This is a genomic window from Nonomuraea sp. bgisy101 (assembly GCF_057708945.1).
Genome location: NZ_JBYITD010000035.1, coordinates 14,250 through 31,897, shown reverse-complemented (window position 1 = coordinate 31,897; position 17,648 = coordinate 14,250). Strand labels below are relative to the sequence as shown.

The window sequence follows — 17,648 nt, the reverse complement described above, 5'->3', positions numbered from 1 at the left end:
GCGGATCCCACCTCTGGCGCCATGTCCGGCGGGCCCTCCGTCAGGGCACCAGCACCAGGCGGCCGCGCAGACCGCCCTCGGCGAGCCGCGCGTGCGCCTGCACCGCCGCGTCCAGCGGGTACGCCCGGGCCACGCGCGGCGTCAGCCGTCCCTCGTCGACCAGCTCGGCCAGCTCGGCGAGGCGCTTTCCGTCCGGGCTCACCTCGATGGCGCCGGTACGGATGCTCCGCACCCCCGCGGGCTGCGCGCCGGGGATCACCCCTGCGAAGCCGCCTCCGTCGCGCACGAACTCCAGCGCGGGGGCGCCGATGACGGCCGCGTCCAGCACGCCGTCCACCCGTGCGGGCGTCGCCGTACGGGTGACGAAGTCGTGCGCGCCCAGCGAGCGGACGAGGTCCTCGTCGGCCGCGCCCGCCAGCGCGGCGACCTTCAGGCCCCTGTGGTGGGCGAGCTGGACGGCGTAGCCACCGAGCGCGCCTGCGGCGCCGGTGATCAGCACGCTGTTGCCCGGCTCGAGCGCGAGCAGGTCCAGGGCCTGGGCCGCGGCCAGGGCGTTGAGCGGCAGCGTCGCGGCGTGCGCGGCGTCGGCGGTGCGCGGGGCGGCGGCCACGGCGCTCGCGTCGATCACGACGTGGTCGGCATGGGTTCCCAGGGGCTTGCGGTGACCGTAGGCGAGCCCGACGACCTCGTCACCCGCCGCCAGGTCCGCCACTCCCCCGCCGACCGCGTCGATCGTCCCCGCCACGTCCCACCCGAGGCCGATCGGCGTGCCGTCCCCGCCGAAGACGCCGGCGCGCATGCCCACGTCCACGGGGTTGAGCGCGGCGGCCACCACCTTGATCCGCACCTGGCCGGGTCCTGGCTCGGGCAGCGGGATGTCGGCGATCTCGACGACGTCGGGTCCGCCGAAGGTTCTCACGATCGCGGCGCGCATGGTCAACAGAGCTCCTTCTTCAACGATGTTTTCCGCACTGCTACGAACCTAGGGAGTGCTACTCTCTCCTGGGAAGTACGCACTCCAGAGTGCGTACCCGACCCGGAGGTGAGGAGCCATGGCTACCCGGACCGCCGCCGAGCGCCGAACGGAAGAGCGTCTCGCGTACGACGCGTTCGTCAAGGACTGCCCGACCAGCCGGCTCCTCGCGCGGATCAGCGACAAATGGGTGAGCCTGATCGTGAGCGCGCTGGGCGAGCGGAGTCCGATGCGCTACAGCGACCTGAACCGCCGCATCCCTGGCGTGAGCGAGAAGATGCTCACCCAGACGCTGCGCTCCCTCGAAAGGGACGGCATCGTGGCCCGCACGGTGACGGCGTCCGTGCCCGTGCGCGTGGACTACGAGCTCACGGACCTCGGACGCAGCCTCAGCTGCCTGCTCTCGGCGGTGAAGGACTGGGCCGAGACCCACATCGAGGAGGTCGACGCGGCCCGCGAGCGCTACGACAAGGCGGGCTGATGCGGGTTCGGTGGATCTCACGTCGGGCCTCGCCCGGCTCCTCGCCGGCTCCTGTCCTGATGTGGCCGTTGACCACCGGCTCGGGGTTTCGTACGTTCCGCGTGGGCCGCCTTGCAGCTCCAGGACCGGAAGGGGTTGCGATGACCGCCGAGCGGGATTCGAACGGGTCGTGGCCGGACATGGTGCCGGGCCCCCTGGGGACGCCACCGCCGGAGTTCGCCCGCAGACGCGAGTCCGGCCCGCTGGAGCCGGCGACCATGCCCAGCGGCGACCGGGTTCCGGTGGCCGTGCGGTACGAGGACGTCCGGGCGCTGCTGGCCTCGCCTACCTGCAGCCGCAACCTGCGCCTGCCGGGGTTACCTCGGCTGGTGAGCGGCATCGGCATCGACGACGATCCGGACGCGCTGATCAACCAGGACCCGCCGGAGCACACCCGCTACCGCCGGATCATGCAGGGCACGTTCACCCCCCGCCAGATCGAGCCGTGGCGCCCCCGCATCGCGAAGATCGCCGAAGATCTCCTGGACGGCCTGGGCGACCGCTTCGACCTGGTCCAGGGATACGCGCTGCAGCTGCCAGGCCACGTCATCTGCGAGATGCTCGGCGTGCCGATGGACCGCTACGAGCAGTTCTGCCGATGGACGGACATGTTCCTGACCACCTCCACGGCCACCGAGCAGGCCCGATATGAGGGCTACACCGAGTTCATGGCCTATGCCGCCGAACTGGTCGCCCAGCATCGCTCTGAACCCGGCGCGGATCTCATCGACCTGCTGATCCAGGCCAGGGACGCCGACGACCGGCTGTCGGAGGGCGAGCTGGTCAACACTGTGTTCTCCCTCATCACGGCCGGCCACGAGACCACGGCCTCGATGATCGCCCGCGGTGTCTTCCGCCTGATGCTGCACCCAGGGCAGTGGGCCGAGCTGGTCGCGGACCCCACTCTGACGGCCACCGCCGTCGAGGAGATCCTGCGCTTCGACGGGCCGCCCGCCAGCGCCTTCATGCGCCGGATCACGAAGGACACCGACTTCCCCAGCGGCTCGCTCAGCGCGGGGACGGTCGTCATGCCCAACCTGAACGCCGCCAACCACGACCCGCGGGCCTTCCCCGACCCCGGCAGGTTCGACATCCACCGCTTCACCGAGCATCCTCCCCATCCGCACGTGGCGTTCGGGTACGGCCCGCACCGCTGCCTGGCCGCCAGCCTTGCCAGGGTCGAGCTCACCGAGGCGTTGCGGGCCCTGGTCGCGCGTCGGCCGGCGCTGCGCCTGACCGAGCCGGCCGAATCGGTGACATGGACCGACGGCCTGGTCTACCGGCCGGTCGCCATGTGGGTCACCTCCCGCACGTGACGTCAGCGCACGATGGTGAAGCGTGCCGCGGGCGCGCCGCGCAGCCTGCCCCGCGGCAGCTTCCTGCCGCAGATCGCCAGCAGCAGGTCCTGGGCCGAGCCGTGCACCGGCGTGCCCGAGCCGAAGGTCCAGTCGAGGTCGTCGGCGCGAAACTCGACGCCGTCCAGGTCGGCGCCGAAGAACGCGACGCTTCTGTCCGACGGATCGTCCGGCAGGGCAGGACGCAGCCGATCCTCGGGGACCTTCCGATCCAGCCCCAGGGGGACGGTGATGTCCAGGCCGTGGATCACGTCGTGGGCCAGCGCGCCCTCGTGGCCACCGCCCGGCGGCTTCCACGGGTGGTTCGCGTTCTGACCCAACGAGGCGGTGAGCTGCGCGGGGGTCATCCTGCCCGCGTCGCGCCTGGCGAACCTGTCGGCGGCCCTGTTGAAGTCGCCGCGCGCCATGAGCAGGCCGAGCGCGACCTTCGGCAGCGAGTACCGGAAGGCCATGGTCATGTGGGCCACGACCTCCCGCACGCGCCATCCGTCGCACAGGGTCGGCTCGTCCCACTGCTCGGGTGACAGGCCGGCCAGCACGGCGGCCAGGTCGCGGCGTTCGGCGGCGATGGCCGCTCTGATGTCGTTCATCGGTGTTCCCTTGTGTCGGAGGTCTTCCGCCTCGACGACGAACGGGAACCGTCCTGGACGACACTGCGCGGCCGGCCGTTCGGGAGAGCGACGAGGGCCCCTTCGTCAGGCACCTGGGAGAGCCCGCCGCCCCGTCAGCCGGTGGGCGGCCGGTGCCACATCGTCAGCCGCATCAACCGGAGGTAGCCCATCGCCTCGTACACCGGCCGGCCCTCGTCACTCGCGATGAGCATGGCCGGCGCGCCCGGCTCGACGAGCGTGGCCGCCCAGGTGAGGGCCGTGCCGATGCCCCGGCCCCGATATTCGGGCAGGGTGGACACCCACTCCACATCGACGATGCCCTGCCCGAGCCTGGCCCCTGAGGTGGCGACGGGACGACCGTCGACGTAGCCCACGAACAGTCTCACCGGCCCCCGCAGGACCGCCGTGTCGCCGAAGATCGCGCCCTTCGCCTCCGGCATCGGGTACGCCTCGACGAGCGTGCCGACGAAGTCGTCGAGTGTGCGCCGATCCTCGACTGGCACGATCCGCAGCGTGTCAGGCAGGGGCGGCGGCGTGCCGCCCGGCGGGCGCAGCATGAGCGGAGGATGACCCATCAGCTCCAGACCCGCCGAGGTGAGGTCGGGCGTCGGCCATACCGACAGGAACACGAAGTGGCGTTCGGGCGGGTAGAAGGCGAGGAGCCGCCGCAGCGTGTCCGGCAGATGGATGTACGGCGGCGGCCGCAGCAGTACCGCGGCGTTGTCGAACAGAACAGGGGATGCGGGATCGGCCGCCGCGAGATCGTCCCAGCGTCCGCAGCGCCCGCCCGCGCAGGCCGCGACGAAGGCGTTCCGCTCGGCGTTGGCCACGACGAACCTGCGCAACAGGGAGTCGCCCGCGTCGAGGTCAGGCTCCCAGCCATGGGTCAGATGCACATCGGACACCAGCCACACCCGCCCTCTCGTCCGGTGACGAGGATCGGTCCCAGCCGAGTCTATCCCCGGACCTGTGCCGCCCATCGGACCTGCCGGTGGGGCGCGTGTCCGCCGCCCGGTCGACAGGCCCGGTCGCCGACCGGGGCGAAAGGCCCCCGATCCGGCCATCTTGGTCTGCCTGTCGCAAAGGCTCGGCAAGGGCACGGTCCTCGAACCATGAATCGCGCGGATTCGCCCTTCCCCGCGCAAGACGATCGTGTCTGGGCCGGGGGCTACCCGAGCCGGCATGGTCATGCGCGGTGAACGGACGGGTGAACGCATGGGTGATGTGGGGATCGGGCGGCCGGCGGCGTACGTCGCAGAAGGCCGGAGGGAGCGGTGATGAGCTCGGCAACCGCCGCCCGGACGAGGACGGCGTTCCGGCCCGAGCTCGCGCCGGACGGCACCCAGCAGCCCGTCGTCGACGTCGTCATCCCGGTGCTGAACGAGGAGCTGGCGCTCCCCGGCTGCATCAAGACGCTCCATGCCTTCCTGTCGGACTCCTTCCCCCTCCCCTGGCGTATCACGATCGCCGACAACGGCAGCACCGACCGGACCTGGGCCATCGCGCAGGAGCTCTGCGAGAGCCACGAGCACGTGTTCGCGCGCCGCCTGGACATCAGGGGCAGGGGGGCGGCGCTGAAGCAGACCTGGCGCGAGAGCCCTGCGGCCATCGTCGCCTACATGGACGTCGACCTCTCCACCGACCTGGACGCGTTCCTTCCGCTGGTGGCTCCGCTGATCAGCGGCCATTCCGAGGTCGCCATCGGGACGCGGCTCGCGCGGTCGGCCCGGGTGCATCGCGGCGCCAAGCGGGAGATCGTCTCACGCCTCTACAACCTGATCATCCGGGTCGGCTTCGGGGCCGGCTTCAGCGACGCGCAGTGCGGCTTCAAGGCCGTCCACGCCGAGGTGGTCCGGCCGATCCTGGACAAGATTTCCGATGACAAGTGGTTCTTCGACACGGAGCTGCTGCTGCTCGCCGAGTACAACGGGCTGCGCATCCACGAGACGCCTGTCGACTGGTACGAGGACGTGGACACCCGGGTCAAGGTCTGCCGCACCGCGTGGGACGACCTCCGCGGCCTGTGGCGCATGGCCTGGGCGATGTCCACGGGAGCCGCGCGGGTGCCCGTGACCCGGCGGTCCGAGCTCGCCCCGCTCCATCCGCAGGCCACGATCGCCGAGCCGCGCAACCCGCTGCTGGCCAAGCTCCTGTCGTTCGCGATGGTCGGAGTGGTCAGCACGGTGCTGCACACGCTCCTCTACCTTCTGCTGCGCGCGGCCTGGTCACCGGCGATGGCCAACCTGGCCGCTCTCTGCGTCGCCACGCTGTTCAACACCGAGGCCAACCGGCGATGGACCTTCCGCCGCCACGGCGGCCCGCCCTTGCGGGCCCACTTCAGGGCGGGCCTGCTGTTCGCCCTGAACTATCTGGTGACCACGGTCGTCGTGACGGCGGTCGTCCAGGCTCTGCCCGAACACGGGCGGGCCATGGAGGTCACCACTCTCATCGCCGCCTACCTGGCGGTGACGATCTTCCGTTTCGTCGCCCTCGACCGGTGGGTGTTCCGGTCCGCGGAGCGGACCGTCAGCCCGTAGGCGGCAGTACACAACAGGGGATGACGCGATGACGGCAGCGATCGCCGCAGGCCCGGGGACAACGGCAGGCGCGGAAGGCACCGGCGGGCCGTACCGGCACCGGGCGGCACGGCGGTGGCTCGGGGCGGCCCCCGGCGTGGTCGCCGTGGTGGTGACCGCGCAGACGCTCGTGGCCAACGGCACGCCGCCGAAGGACATCGCGCTCTTCGCCGCCTACGTCGCGCTCGTCCTCACCCTGCCGGGAACCCTGCTCTGGCGCGCGCTGACCAGGCTGTCGCTGCCCACTGCCGTCGACCTGGCGGCGGGGACGGCCCTGGGTTACGCGCTGGAGATCTTCACCTACATGGCGGCCAGAGCCGCGGGCCTGCCGCGGCTGGCCGTGCTCGGCGCCGTTCCGGTCGTCGTGGCCTTCCTCGCGGTCCCGCGCCTGCGCCGGCACTGGCGGTCGCGCGGAGCGCCCCGCGTCCCCTTCCTGTACGGCTGCGCGATGAGCGCGGTGTACTGCTACCTGGTCGTGTCCAGCGGGCTCGCCTTCTTCCGGCGCCACGGACTGAGCTGGCCGGGCGACGCCGTCCCCTACGTCGACATGCCCTTCCACATCTCGCTCGTCGGCGAGCTGCGCAACCACATGCCGCCGACCGTGCCTCAGGTCGCGGGCGAGCCGCTGTCCTACCACTGGTTCGTCTACGCGGACATGGCCGCCACGAGCTGGGCGACCGGAATCGAGGCGCAGACACTCCTGTATCGGCTGTCCATGCTGCCGATGCTGGCGATCTTCGTCGTGCTCGTCCCCGCCACGGCGTTCATGATCACGCGCTCCTGGCTCGCCGGAGTGCTGGCCCTCGCCGCGGCCCATCTGCTCACACCACCGAATCCCTACGCGTGGCTGATCGGCAGCACCTTCGGGTTCGGTCCGCTGAACGCGTGGGCGTGGCTGAGCCCGACGCAGGTCTTCGGCGCCGCCCTCTTCGGAGCCCTCGGCCTGCTGGTGATCAGCCTGTTGCGTGGCGAGGGCCGGAACAAGGTGATCTTCGTTCCGGTGACCGTGCTGCTCGTCGCGCTGTCCGGGGCGAAGGCGACGTACCTGCCCCTGCTGCTCGCGGGCATCTGCCTGCTCGTCGCCGTGGACTGGGTGCGCTCGCGGCGGGTGGAGCGCGATCTGCTGCTGCTCGGCGCCATCACGCTGGCGACACTGGCGTTCGCCCAGTTCGTCGTCTTCGGCGGGGCGTCGCAGGGGATGCGGCTGTGGCCGTTCTCCACGGCGGTCAGGCAGGTGGGAACCTGGCCGACGAAGAGCCTCATCGACGAGCTCCCCCTCTCCCCTGCCGTCGTCTCGGCGACGCTCCTGCTGGCGTGGGCCGCGCTCTGGGTGGGGGTGTTCGGGCCCAGGCGCGATCCGGGGTCCGGCCCTGACCGCGCGCTGACGCTGTTCCTCGGGCTCGGCCTCGGCTCCCTCGGCGCGGTGCTGTTCCTCGGACATCCGGGGATGAGCCAGCTGTACTTCCTCACGGCGGCCAAGCCGTACCTGTGGATCGTCGCCGTCGCCGGTGTGCTGGCCGCGCTGGACCCCGTCTCCCGGCGGCTGCGCCCGCCGCTCGTCGTCGCGGCCATCGCCGCAGGAGCGGCCGTCCTGCACCTGTTCAGAACGGCCGGCGACACGTCGGCGCCCCAGCTCGCCGTGCTCGGCGACACGGGGCTCAGCAAGGCCTTCGTCCTGCCGTACGGCGTGCTGGCCCTGCTCGTGATCGTCGTGGCCCTGGCGCTCTGGCGCGTCCCGTGGCGGCGCGCGGCGGTGCTGCTGCTGGTCACGGGGTTCTCCGCGCCCTCGGCGATCATGTCGGTGACAGGGGCGCTGACACCGGCGGACGTCCCAGCGGTACCGGAGATCCCCTGGGAGGGCATCGAGGCCGCGCGCTGGGTGCGCGACCACTCCGATCCCGGCGACGTCCTGGCGACCAACGCGCACTGCCGCTCCAACGCCAGGAAGTGCGACAGCAGGCACTTCTGGATCTCGGCGTACGCGGAGCGGCGTGTCCTGATCGAAGGCTGGGGCTACACGGCCAAGAACCTGGCCGCACTGGAGGATGTCAACCGGCAGTCCATGGCCACCCGCCCGTTCTGGGACCTCTCCCTGCTGGCGGCCAACGACGCCGCCTTCACCGCGCCCACGGAGCAGGCGGTCCGCTCGCTCAAGGAGCGCTACGGCGTGCGGTGGCTGGTGGCCGACCGCGGGCGGAAGATCCCGGTCGCCCCCGAACTCGACGACTTCGCCACGCTCCGCTACGCGAAGGGCACGATCGCCGTCTACGAGATCACCGGTTGAGCCCGTTGATTTAAATGGCTTGCCATGTATTATCCATGGCAAGCCATATAAATCGGAGGACGCCATGAAGGCGAAACAGATCCGCACGATTCAGCGTGCCGTCCACCTCGCCACCGGGCTGGCGATCGTGGCCTACATCTACCTCGCGCCGCCCGCGGACTCCCCCGCGCACACGGCGATACGCTGGTTCGTCGTGCCCGTCCTCGTGGCGTCCGGCGTGGCCATGTGGCAGTGGCCGCGCGTCCGCCGCCTGATCCGCGCGAAGGACCGCGTGTGACCTCACTGCCCCGCCGGTCGTCCCTCGGCTACCAGGTCAACCACCTCGCCAGGCTGCTCGCCAACGGGCTGCGGGCCAACATCTCCGGCACGGGCGTGACGCCGGGGCAGTTCGCCCAGCTCCTGGCCCTCTACGAGGAGGACGGCCTCACCCAGCAGGAGCTGTGCGACCGGGTCAGGATCGACCAGTCCACGATGGCCCACACGCTCAACCGCATGCAGCGCGACGGGCTGATCGTGCGCACCACCGATCCCGAGGACCGCAGGCGCTCCCGCTATACGCTCACCGAGCGGGCCCGCCAGATCCAGGACGCCCTCGCCGAGGGCGCGCGGGCGGCCAACGCCCAGGCGCTGGACGGGATCGACCAGGAGGAGATCGACGCCTTCATGCGAACCCTGGGCCGCATGATCGCCAACCTCGAGTCCGATCAGCCGTAGCCGCGAGCCCCCGATGGGCGTCGCCGGGTGCGCACCGCCCACCGGTGCCACGTCGGCCCTCGCCCCAGGCCCGCGCCGGCGCTCCTCCACCACTCACCGCCGTCCTTCACGGGGCGGACCAGGCGTCGCGCTCTCGCGCCGCCGAAGCCGAGCGGTGAGGCTCAGGTCGAGGCGACAGGCTCAGGGTGGGGCTGCCTGACCGGCGTCAGCGTTCCGGCCAGGGCGATCGCGAGGATGGCGACGCCGACGGCGAGCGCGATCTCCGGCGCGCCGTAGCGGGAGGCGGCCAGCGTGAGCAGGGCCGCGCCGATCGGGCCGAGCGCGAAGTGGATCGTCCAGAAGGCCGAGGTGACCCGGCCGAGCAGGTGGTCGGGGGTGATCTCCTGGCGCAGGGACTGCGAGCAGATGCCGCCGATGGCGGAGCCGAACAGGAAGCCTGCCATGATCGCCGCGATGCCCGGGACCTCGGGGGCCAGGCCCGCGCACGCGACAGCCGTACCCGACAAGGCGATGCCGGCGATCCAGGTCGGGCCGAACCCGAGCCGCCCCCTGAGCTTGGCCACCACCGCGGCCCCCGCGAGCGAGCCGACCGCGGCGCAGGCGAGGACGACACCGACGGCGTCGTCGTTCTGGCCGAGGTCGTGCTTGAGGTAGTAGATGATGATGTCGTCCAGCCCGGCCGTGAGGAAGATGAAGAACGTCAGCAGGACCGTCAGTGAGCGCAGCACCGGGTGGCGCCAGAGGAACCGGGCGCCGTCGAGGAAGCCGCCGCGCTCGGCGGCCGGCGCCTCGGCGGGGCGCAGCCGTACGAGACTGAGGCCCAGCGCCGAGATGGCGAAACTCACCGCGTCGATGCCGAGCGCGACCGTCGGGCCGAACCGCTGGGAGGCCAGGCCGGCGAGTGCGGGACCGCCGACGCTCGCGGCGGCGTAGACCGCGTACAGGCGGCCGTTGGCCTGGGTGATCTGGTCCTTGCCGACCAGGCGCGGGACCACGGTGACGTAGGTGACCTGGAAGACCATGCCCAGAGCCGCACCCAGCGGGACGATCACGTACAGCAGCCAGATCTGGGGCGCGAAGATCCACACCAGGGGAACCAGCGCGTAGAGCACGGCCCTGGCGATGTCACAGGCGATCAGCAGCCGTCGCCGGTCCAGCCGGTCCGCGGCCAGCCCGGCGAACGCGCCCGCCACCAGCGAGGCCACGCCGGACAGTCCGGTCATCAGGCCCATCTGCACGACCGAGCCGGTCTCGCGCAGCACCAGCAGGGGGATGGCGATCATGGAGAAGGAGTCGCCGGCGACCGACATCGCCTGGATCACCAGAAAGAGGGAGAAGTTCTTGTTGCGCCACAGCGACACGCGGCCGGCCCTTCGAACGAATCGAAAACGTCAACCCAAGGTTGTCGACTCTACCGGCCGGAGTCCAACCATTTTGCGCCGCTCGCCGGGATGGCAGACAGGCGCCGGGGGAGGCGGGCATCGCCGACACGATCATCGCTCGGCGGATCGCCGGCCGCCTGGCCGGGACATCGCGACAAGGCCGAGAGCGCGAGAGACGGCGGAAGGCTCCGGGAGTCCCCGGAGCCTTCCGGCGTGGATCGGGCATGGGCCCGTCCGCGAAGGGTGCTCCTGCCCAGCCGAGCCGCACGCACGGCCGGGCGAGCACCCGGGGCTCGCGGGAGCCCGACCGGGACTCGCCCGAGGCCGTCGAGGCTTGCCATGGCAAGCTCCCGCTCGGCGTTCATGCCCACCCACCTGCGCCGCAAAACGAGGCGCGACCAGGGACGTCCTCCTCGAGCCGCTCCATCGTGCGATCCCTTCGGCCGGACGGCGACCCCGCGCACGGAACCGCGTTCGCGGCGGTACGGCAACCGTCCCGCACGACCATGCCCGCTCCGGCATCGCGCATTCCGCGGAACCCCCGCCGTTCACGAAGCGCCAGGTCAGCCCTTATGCCGTGACTCGCAACACGATAAGGTGGGCGAAGCCTCGATTGTCTTGATACCTAGCGTGGTGAGGCTGGTGCAGCACGACGGGGGGCTCAGGGGTTACGTCGCGCAGGGCCTGTCCATTCTTGTCGTGGCAGGTGTCTATCTCGCAGCCGCTGAGCTGGGGCTTCTACAGGAGCTGGTACGGGGGCAGGTCACGCCGTTGTGGCCGCCCACGGGCATCGCCCTTGCCTGCCTTCTCCTCATGGGCGTGCGGGCCTGGCCGGGGATCACCCTGGGCGCCTTCCTCGTCAACGCGACGCTCGGGCCGTCGATGCTCGCGGTCTTGGCGATCTCCGTGGGGAACACGATCGGTCCGCTGTGCTCCTACTTCCTCCTCGCCAGCGTGGGCTTCCGCAGCTCGCTGAATCGGCTGAGGGACGCGCTCGCCCTGGTGTTCCTCGGCGCCCTCGCCGGAATGCTGGTCAGCGCCACGCTGGGCAGCGGCGTGCTGGTGCTCTCCGGCGCGCTGCAACCGGCCGAGTTCTGGCCGACGTGGTCGGTGTGGTGGACGGGCGACGCGATGGGCGTGCTGGTCATCACGCCACTCCTGCTCGTGCTGCACAAGGGGCTCCGGCTGCCGCGAGAGGTGCATGCGAGCTGGCGGACGCAGGCGCTGTCACTGCGCGAGAGTCTCCGGCTGCCGCGCCGGGCGCTTGTGGGGCGGTGGGCGGAGGCCGCGGCGTTGGTGGTGCTCACATTCCTGGTGACGCTGGCGGCCACGACGACCTCGACCAACATGCTCTTTCTCGTCTTCCCCCTGCTGATCTGGGCGGCCCTGCGCTTCCAGTTGCCGGGGGCCACGGCATGCGTGCTGATCGTCTCGACGGTGGCGATCGTCAACGCCGCGCGCGGCATCGGCCCGTTCGCCCACCATGACCTGTTCGTCAACATGGTCATTCTGCAGGCCTTCAACGGCTCGGCGGCGCTGACCGCGCTGCTGCTCGCGGCGATCATCGCCGAGCGAAACCACGCGCATCACAATCTCGAGCAGATCTGCGCGCGGCTCGTCGAGATGGCGGTCAGGCTCGAGCGAGGCCAGGGCGTGAAACCGTGGCCCTCCGCGCCGTCCGAGGACCTGCCGCCGGCGCGACACGAGGACAGCGAGCTGTGGCGTTGAGCCCTTGAACGACCCGTCCTTCCCGACCCTGCTTCGAGTGGATGGACAGCGCCCGCACCTCCCGGTCGGCCGGCCCGATGAGGGTGTCTCCCCGCCCTGGAGGGTGGAGCACGTGCGCGGCTGTGCCGCCGGTCAGCGGCGACCGCTTCCACCAGGCGAACCACCCCGGACATGATCGGGAAAGGAAGTCCGGGCAAATGGCAATGCGAATGCCCCCGCCATTAAGCCCTTGATCATACTCGTCCGCCGACGACGGCGGCGAACCGGGGTCACCCATATGCGAATCAGGCCTCACAGTGACTGGACAGTGACTCATCCCCGTGATGCCCCGATCACTATTCATAACCTATTCGACAGCGTCGACAAACCAGCGAAAACACAGGTCATACACCTTGCGGACGGGAAGATTTTTCCTTTTCGCAAGGCGTGTGTATCGTCGTACCCGGCGTCGGCGCACAAGCACCGGCAGGCCAATGTGATTGAGCAAGGAGAAGTTTAAGGTTGCAGTAGAAGAGTTATCAGCACTTCGCAACTCAGCGGCCTCGTAGAGTAATTCTCAAGGAGGGCATCTGATCGCGATGGGATACTTTATTTCCTGTTATCCGACAGGCATTTTCCGCGCGCCGCGCCAAGCAGCCGCGCGAGCCCTTCCGACGTCGCAGGCCATGATCCGCGACCAGGGCAGGAGAAGCGGCTGAGCCGCATCGGGCGTACCCGCCCCCTCGCATCCACCTATTGACAGCGAGGCGCCGTCCGCGCGGTGCGCGTACGGCGTCCTCCCGCGTGCTCGCACGCCGTGACGACAGGAGATCACATGAGCAGGTCCACGCCGACGACGACGGGCGGTGTCCAGCAGTGGTGACCACCATGAGCGAAACGCTCCCCCGCACCTCCGTCGTTCCCGCCACGCTGGACGTCCCGTTGACCGTTCCGACGTTCATGAAGCTCGCCGGGAGCCTGGCCGGGTTCCCGTTCGTGAAGGTCGTGGTGGACCTCGAGAAGGCGGAGTTCCACTTCATCGACAGCACCGGCAACCCGCTGCACGTGCGGTACATCGCCGAGCACATCCTCGGCGAGCCGGTGGAGGTCCTGCTGCGCGACATCGACACCTTCAACCACAACGTCTACGTCCGCCCCGACCGGCGCTTCCTGCTGGGGCTGCTCGCGATGCACCGGCGTGGGCGGGACGACGGCGACGAGGAGGAGCGCGTCTTCCTGTCGCTGGAGACGGTGGAGGCCGACACCATGTCGGCGGACATGCTGCTGTCCTTCTACCGGCACGTGCGCGCGCACCTCGACCCGTCGGTGCCGCTGTTCCTCAAGCCGGCCAACCACCTGCAGGAATCCCACGTCGCCCGCATCCCGCAGGAGGAGTTACCGCGGCTCCTCGCCCACGAGCTGCTGTCTCAGGCGCCGTTCGTGCCGCTCAACCCCGGCACGACGTACGGCAGGCTCCGGCTGTTCACGTCGACGGCCGACTACCGCGCCGCCGCCGGCACCGTGGAATGGCACGACATCGTGGTCATGCCGCGCGTACCCGACGACATCCCCCGGGTTTCCGGGCTGGTCAACACCGAGCACACCACCCCGCTGTCCCACACCAACGTGCTGGCCACCGGGTGGGGCATCCCCAACGCCATCCAGACCGACCTCCTCGACCGTCCCGGCCTGGCCGGGCTCGACGGCACCTGGGTGCGGTACGAGGTGGACCCCGCCGCCCCGCGGATCCTCGTCGAGGCGGCCGAACCGCCCGACACCCTCGACTCCGGGCCGCCGTGGACCGCCGAACGCGTCACGCTGGAACGGCCGGAGACGGACGCCACCGAGATCACCCCGCTGTCGCACCTGCGGATGGGCGACCACTACCGTTTCGGCACCAAGGCCGCCAACCTCGGCGAGCTGTGCCATGTGCTCGTCCACGGCTCCCGCCGCTGGCTGGGCTTCTACCAGATCCCCCGGCCGCCGCGGCCCGACCTCCTCGGCTACCTGGCCGGGCAGCTCGGGGTCACCGGCCCCGCCGACGAGGCCGCCCTGACGGCCGCCGCCGAGCGCCTGCTCAGACAGCACGTCGAGGTACCGCGCGGCATCGCGCTGCCGTTCTCCCTGCAGCAGGAGTTCCTGGAGTCCTCGCCGCGGATCCAGCAGACCATCGGCCGCGTGAAGATGGCTCTGGAGGCCGGCACCGACCACGTCGAGAGCCTCTGCGCCGAACTCCAGCGGATGATCGTCGAGACCCGGCTGCCCGACGACATCCTGCGGCGGATCGACGACGCCATCGTCACCCACCTGTCCGGTGTCGGCCGGTTCGTGGTGCGCAGCTCGTCCAACGCGGAGGACCTGGCGGGCTTCTCCGCGGCGGGCGTCTACGAGTCGGTCCTGCACGCGCGCACACTCGACTCGATCGCCGACGGCATCAAGGAGGTGTGGGCCTCGCTGGTGTCCGCGCGCAGCGTACGGCTGCGCGAACAGGCCGGCATCCAGCTGGAGGACTGCTACATGGGAGTGATCGTCCAGGAGTGGGTCGACGTCCCCCTCGGCGGCGTCCTGGTCACCTGCAACCCGGCCGACCCCCGCGACTTCAGGAACGTCTACGTCAACATCTCCACCGGCTCGGTCACCGACGTCGTCTCCGGTACCCGCGACCCCCTGCAGCATCTCTACAACACCGTCGAGGGCGGCGGCCGGACGATCTCCCTCGGGTCCGCCCGTTCCGACCTGGACACCGCCACGAAGGACTCCCTCGCGCGACTGGCACTGATCGGCCGCCTGCTGCAGTCCCACTTCTCCCCCGACTACCTCTACGGGGTCCCCGTCGACATCGAGTGGGCCATGGACGGTGACCGGATCACACTGCTGCAGATCCGGCCCTACCGGTCAGCGCCATGACGGCGGGCGTCACACCGGCCGCCCGGCGGGTCATCAGGACCCTCAACGGCTTCAAGCTGTTCACCGGCCTGCTGTGGTGGCTGCCGATCTACTACGTCTACCAGCGCGACCACGGGCTGTCGGACGGAGAGATCTTCGGCATCCAGAGCATCTACTACCTGGCGTTCTGCCTGCTGGAGATCCCGACCGGCGCGCTGGCCGACCGCTTCGACTACCGCAGGTTCCTGCGGGCCGGCGCGGTCGTGCTGACGGCGGCCAACCTCGTCCCGGTCGCCTGGACGTCCTATGGGGGATTCCTCACCCACTTCCTGCTCGTCGCGCTCGGCAACTCGCTGGTGTCCGGCGCGGGCAGCGCCTACCTGTTCGAGTACCTGCAGCGCACCGGCTCCGTCGCCGCCTACCAGCAGGCCGAAGGCAGCGGCCGCGCCTACACGCTGACCGGCCGCATCGCAGGACTGCCCGCGGCGGGGGTGCTCATGCAGTGGTACGCGCCCTCGCCGTACTGGCTGTCAGCCGCCTGCTGCGCCGTCGCCGTCCTGCTCGCGATCCGGCTGCCGGCCCTGCCTCCGGGAGGTGAGGGGCACGGCGGACGGCATACGTCGGTGCGCGATCAGCTCCTCGTGGGCAGGGTACTGCGGCACTCGCCCCTCCTGATGCTGCTCATCGCGCAGGGGGTGGCCGTCTTCACGCTGGTGCGCATCGGCCAGGCCAACCTCTTCCAGCCGATCCTCACCGTCAAGGAGCTGCCGCTCGCGGCGTTCGGCGTGATCATGGCGGTGACCACGGTCTTCGAGCTGGCGGGTGCGGCCCGCTCCACCTGGCTGCGGCGCTTCGGCGACGTCCCGGTGGTGTTCGCGCTCACCACGGTCATGGCGGCCACGCTGGCGCTGGTGGCCGTCACCGGAGCGACCGGCACGGTGATCCTCCTGTGCGTCTTCTCGCTGGCCTCGGGCCTGGTCTTCCCCGTCCAGCGGCGGCTGGTCAACACCGCCATCACCGACTCGCGGCACCGCGCCACGCTGCTGTCGCTGGAGTCCCTCATCGACCGCTCCGTCTGCGCCGTCGTCGTGCTCGCGCTCAGCGGCTACCTGTCCGAAGGCGCGATGGACCTGTTCCTGACCCATGTCGCCGTCGGCACCGTCGTGCTCATGGCGGCGCTGGCCGTACTGCTGCGCCGGAGCCAGCAGCGGCGGCATGCCACCGCGCAGGCACCCACGGCAACGAAGGAGAACGTCACGTGAACACGATCCTGTACGTCTACGCCAAGGGCGGCGCGCCGCTCGAACACGCCTTCCCGCGCATCGCCCGCTGCGGCGAGCTGCATGTGCTGGCGCTCATGCCGCTGCCGGTCGCCGGGGCGGAGCGGTGGCGACCGCACTGCGCGAGCATCACCGAGGCCGGCGCGGACGGCGTCCGCGGCCAGGCCGCCGTCGACGAGATCGTACGGCACGCCAAGGCCATCGGCGCCGACGCCGTCATGACGCTGTCGGAGTTCGCGGTCCTGGCGGTGGCGCACGCCGCCGACCGGCTCGGCCTGGCAGGGGCGGGCGCCGCCGCCGCCGAGAAGGCCCGCGACAAGCGGCTCATGAGGGAGAGCTGGGCGGCCGCCGGCGTGCCCATCCCCGGCTTCCGCCGGGTCCGCGCCGAGGCCGACCTGCGGTCCGCGCTGACCGAGCTGACCCCGCCGGTACTGCTGAAGCCGGCGTGGGGCGCGGGCTCCATCGCCCAGCTGGTCCTCCACTCGCCGGACGACGCGCCGGCCGCGTGGACGCAGGTCGCCGCCGCCCTGGACAAGGGCAACCAGGCCGGGATGAGCGAGCTGTACGAGACGGAGGCCGACCGGCACCTGCTCGTGGAGGAGATCGTCACCGGCTCGGTCGACGGCTGGTACGACGTGCCCGGCTACGCCGACTACGTGAGCGTCGAGGGGATCGTCGCCGACGGCGTCTACCACCCGCTGTGCATCACGGCCCGGCTGCCGCCGATCCCGCCGTTCAACGAGGTGGCGAGCCTCATGCCGTGCGTGCTGCCGGAGCCGTTGCAGCGCACGATCGAGGAGGTCTCCCGGCAGGCCGTGGACGCGCTCGGGCTCGGCACGTGCGGCACGCACACGGAGCTGAAGCTTCGCGCCGACGGCGAGCCCGCCGTCATCGAGACCGGCGCGAGGTTCGGCGGCGTCATGATCACCAGGCAGATCGAGGAGGTGTTCGGGCTCGACCCGATCGCCATGCTCACCCGGCAGCTGCTCGGCGAACGCGTCGGCTACCCCGAGCGGATGCTCGTCGAAGGGGACGGCGCGGCCGCCTCCGTCGTCGCCGTCCCCGCCGACGCCGCGGGGAACCCGTGGCGTAGCACGCCGCCCTGGTCGCCGCGGGCCGTGAACTGGCCGGCGATCCTGTCGCCGGGCAGCGCCGTCGAGCCCGTGGCGGCCTTCGACCTGCCGGCCGGGCGGCCCGTCCCCGCCTACGACCCGGCCGCAGGCGTCGCGAACTGGCTGGGTGTCCTCCTGCTCACCGCCGCCGACGCCGGAACGCTGCTGCGGGACTGCAACGCCGTGCTCGACGGTCTCGAGGACGGGCTCGGCCAGGCTGCCGCCTCATAGGGGGTGCCACGGCGCCG

At 70.9% G+C, this 17,648-nt stretch carries 14 protein-coding genes; 10 read left to right on the top strand and 4 right to left on the bottom strand.

Going from position 1 to position 17,648, the window contains the following annotated elements; genetic code table 11:
- Window positions 1-40 precede the first annotated feature (40 nt).
- Window positions 41-934, bottom strand: a complete 894-nt coding sequence (locus tag AC3EO4_RS44410) for an NADP-dependent oxidoreductase (protein ID WP_431901870.1) — start codon at window positions 932-934, stop codon at window positions 41-43.
- A gap of 118 nt (window positions 935-1,052) precedes the next feature.
- Here AC3EO4_RS44410 and AC3EO4_RS44405 point away from each other — a divergent pair, with 118 nt between their 5' ends.
- Complete coding sequence (locus AC3EO4_RS44405; protein WP_431901793.1) at window positions 1,053-1,454, top strand: winged helix-turn-helix transcriptional regulator; 402 nt, start codon at window positions 1,053-1,055, stop codon at window positions 1,452-1,454.
- Window positions 1,455-1,594: 140 nt separating this feature from the next.
- The gene (locus AC3EO4_RS44400; RefSeq protein ID WP_379582523.1) at window positions 1,595-2,809 is read left to right on the top strand and encodes a cytochrome P450; all 1,215 of its coding nucleotides are present in this window, start codon (window positions 1,595-1,597) and stop codon (window positions 2,807-2,809) included.
- 2 nt (window positions 2,810-2,811) lie between these two features.
- Here AC3EO4_RS44400 and AC3EO4_RS44395 read toward each other — a convergent pair whose 3' ends face one another.
- Together AC3EO4_RS44395 and AC3EO4_RS44390 are read right to left on the bottom strand one after the other, a co-directional pair.
- Complete coding sequence (locus AC3EO4_RS44395; protein ID WP_379582522.1) at window positions 2,812-3,438, bottom strand: maleylpyruvate isomerase family mycothiol-dependent enzyme; 627 nt, start codon at window positions 3,436-3,438, stop codon at window positions 2,812-2,814.
- Window positions 3,439-3,572: 134 nt separating this feature from the next.
- Window positions 3,573-4,364, bottom strand: a complete 792-nt coding sequence (locus AC3EO4_RS44390) for a GNAT family N-acetyltransferase (RefSeq protein WP_379582520.1) — start codon at window positions 4,362-4,364, stop codon at window positions 3,573-3,575.
- A 372-nt stretch (window positions 4,365-4,736) separates the two neighbouring features.
- Between AC3EO4_RS44390 and AC3EO4_RS44385 the strand changes: the two genes are divergently transcribed.
- The 4 genes from AC3EO4_RS44385 to AC3EO4_RS44370 all read left to right on the top strand — a co-directional run bounded on the left by AC3EO4_RS44385 (window position 4,737) and on the right by AC3EO4_RS44370 (window position 9,033).
- Window positions 4,737-5,996, top strand: coding sequence for a glycosyltransferase (locus tag AC3EO4_RS44385; protein WP_431901790.1), 1,260 nt, complete (start codon window positions 4,737-4,739; stop codon window positions 5,994-5,996).
- Between the two features lie 28 nt (window positions 5,997-6,024).
- Window positions 6,025-8,319, top strand: coding sequence for a hypothetical protein (locus AC3EO4_RS44380; RefSeq protein WP_431901787.1), 2,295 nt, complete (start codon window positions 6,025-6,027; stop codon window positions 8,317-8,319).
- A 64-nt stretch (window positions 8,320-8,383) separates the two neighbouring features.
- Entirely contained in the window at window positions 8,384-8,596 is a 213-nt protein-coding gene (locus AC3EO4_RS44375; protein ID WP_431901785.1) for a hypothetical protein, read from the top strand.
- Window positions 8,593-9,033, top strand: coding sequence for a MarR family winged helix-turn-helix transcriptional regulator (locus tag AC3EO4_RS44370; protein WP_379582512.1), 441 nt, complete (start codon window positions 8,593-8,595; stop codon window positions 9,031-9,033). Before AC3EO4_RS44375 ends, AC3EO4_RS44370 begins: the two co-directional genes overlap by 4 nt.
- Before the next feature lie 161 nt (window positions 9,034-9,194).
- Here the strand turns inward: AC3EO4_RS44370 and AC3EO4_RS44365 are convergent, their stop codons facing one another.
- Window positions 9,195-10,394, bottom strand: coding sequence for an MFS transporter (locus AC3EO4_RS44365; RefSeq protein ID WP_431901783.1), 1,200 nt, complete (start codon window positions 10,392-10,394; stop codon window positions 9,195-9,197).
- A 651-nt stretch (window positions 10,395-11,045) separates the two neighbouring features.
- On the opposite strand from AC3EO4_RS44365, the gene AC3EO4_RS44360 reads away from it, so the two are divergent.
- The 4 genes from AC3EO4_RS44360 (at window position 11,046) to AC3EO4_RS44345 (ending at window position 17,631) form a co-directional block, all read left to right on the top strand.
- The gene (locus AC3EO4_RS44360; RefSeq protein WP_431901780.1) at window positions 11,046-12,143 is read left to right on the top strand and encodes an MASE1 domain-containing protein; all 1,098 of its coding nucleotides are present in this window, start codon (window positions 11,046-11,048) and stop codon (window positions 12,141-12,143) included.
- 867 nt (window positions 12,144-13,010) lie between these two features.
- Window positions 13,011-15,029, top strand: a complete 2,019-nt coding sequence (locus AC3EO4_RS44355; RefSeq protein ID WP_431901778.1) for a PEP/pyruvate-binding domain-containing protein — start codon at window positions 13,011-13,013, stop codon at window positions 15,027-15,029.
- Window positions 15,026-16,270: an MFS transporter gene (locus AC3EO4_RS44350; protein ID WP_431901775.1), complete on the top strand. Its 1,245-nt coding sequence runs from the start codon at window positions 15,026-15,028 to the stop codon at window positions 16,268-16,270. Before AC3EO4_RS44355 ends, AC3EO4_RS44350 begins: the two co-directional genes overlap by 4 nt.
- Window positions 16,267-17,631, top strand: a complete 1,365-nt coding sequence (locus tag AC3EO4_RS44345; protein WP_431901773.1) for an ATP-grasp domain-containing protein — start codon at window positions 16,267-16,269, stop codon at window positions 17,629-17,631. Before AC3EO4_RS44350 ends, AC3EO4_RS44345 begins: the two co-directional genes overlap by 4 nt.
- Window positions 17,632-17,648 lie beyond the last annotated feature (17 nt).

Bases quoted from the DNA above. Each gene is read 5' to 3' on its own strand.
- AC3EO4_RS44350 (WP_431901775.1), top strand. From the start codon at position 15,026: ATGACGGCGGGCGTCACACCGGCCGCCCGGCGGGTCATCAGGACCCTC.
- AC3EO4_RS44405 (WP_431901793.1), top strand. From the start codon at position 1,053: ATGGCTACCCGGACCGCCGCCGAGCGCCGAACGGAAGAGCGTCTCGCG.
- AC3EO4_RS44375 (WP_431901785.1), top strand. From the start codon at position 8,384: ATGAAGGCGAAACAGATCCGCACGATTCAGCGTGCCGTCCACCTCGCC.
- AC3EO4_RS44400 (WP_379582523.1), top strand. From the start codon at position 1,595: ATGACCGCCGAGCGGGATTCGAACGGGTCGTGGCCGGACATGGTGCCG.
- AC3EO4_RS44410 (WP_431901870.1), bottom strand. From the start codon at position 934: ATGCGCGCCGCGATCGTGAGAACCTTCGGCGGACCCGACGTCGTCGAG.
- AC3EO4_RS44355 (WP_431901778.1), top strand. From the start codon at position 13,011: ATGAGCGAAACGCTCCCCCGCACCTCCGTCGTTCCCGCCACGCTGGAC.
- AC3EO4_RS44380 (WP_431901787.1), top strand. From the start codon at position 6,025: ATGACGGCAGCGATCGCCGCAGGCCCGGGGACAACGGCAGGCGCGGAA.
- AC3EO4_RS44395 (WP_379582522.1), bottom strand. From the start codon at position 3,438: ATGAACGACATCAGAGCGGCCATCGCCGCCGAACGCCGCGACCTGGCC.
- AC3EO4_RS44385 (WP_431901790.1), top strand. From the start codon at position 4,737: ATGAGCTCGGCAACCGCCGCCCGGACGAGGACGGCGTTCCGGCCCGAG.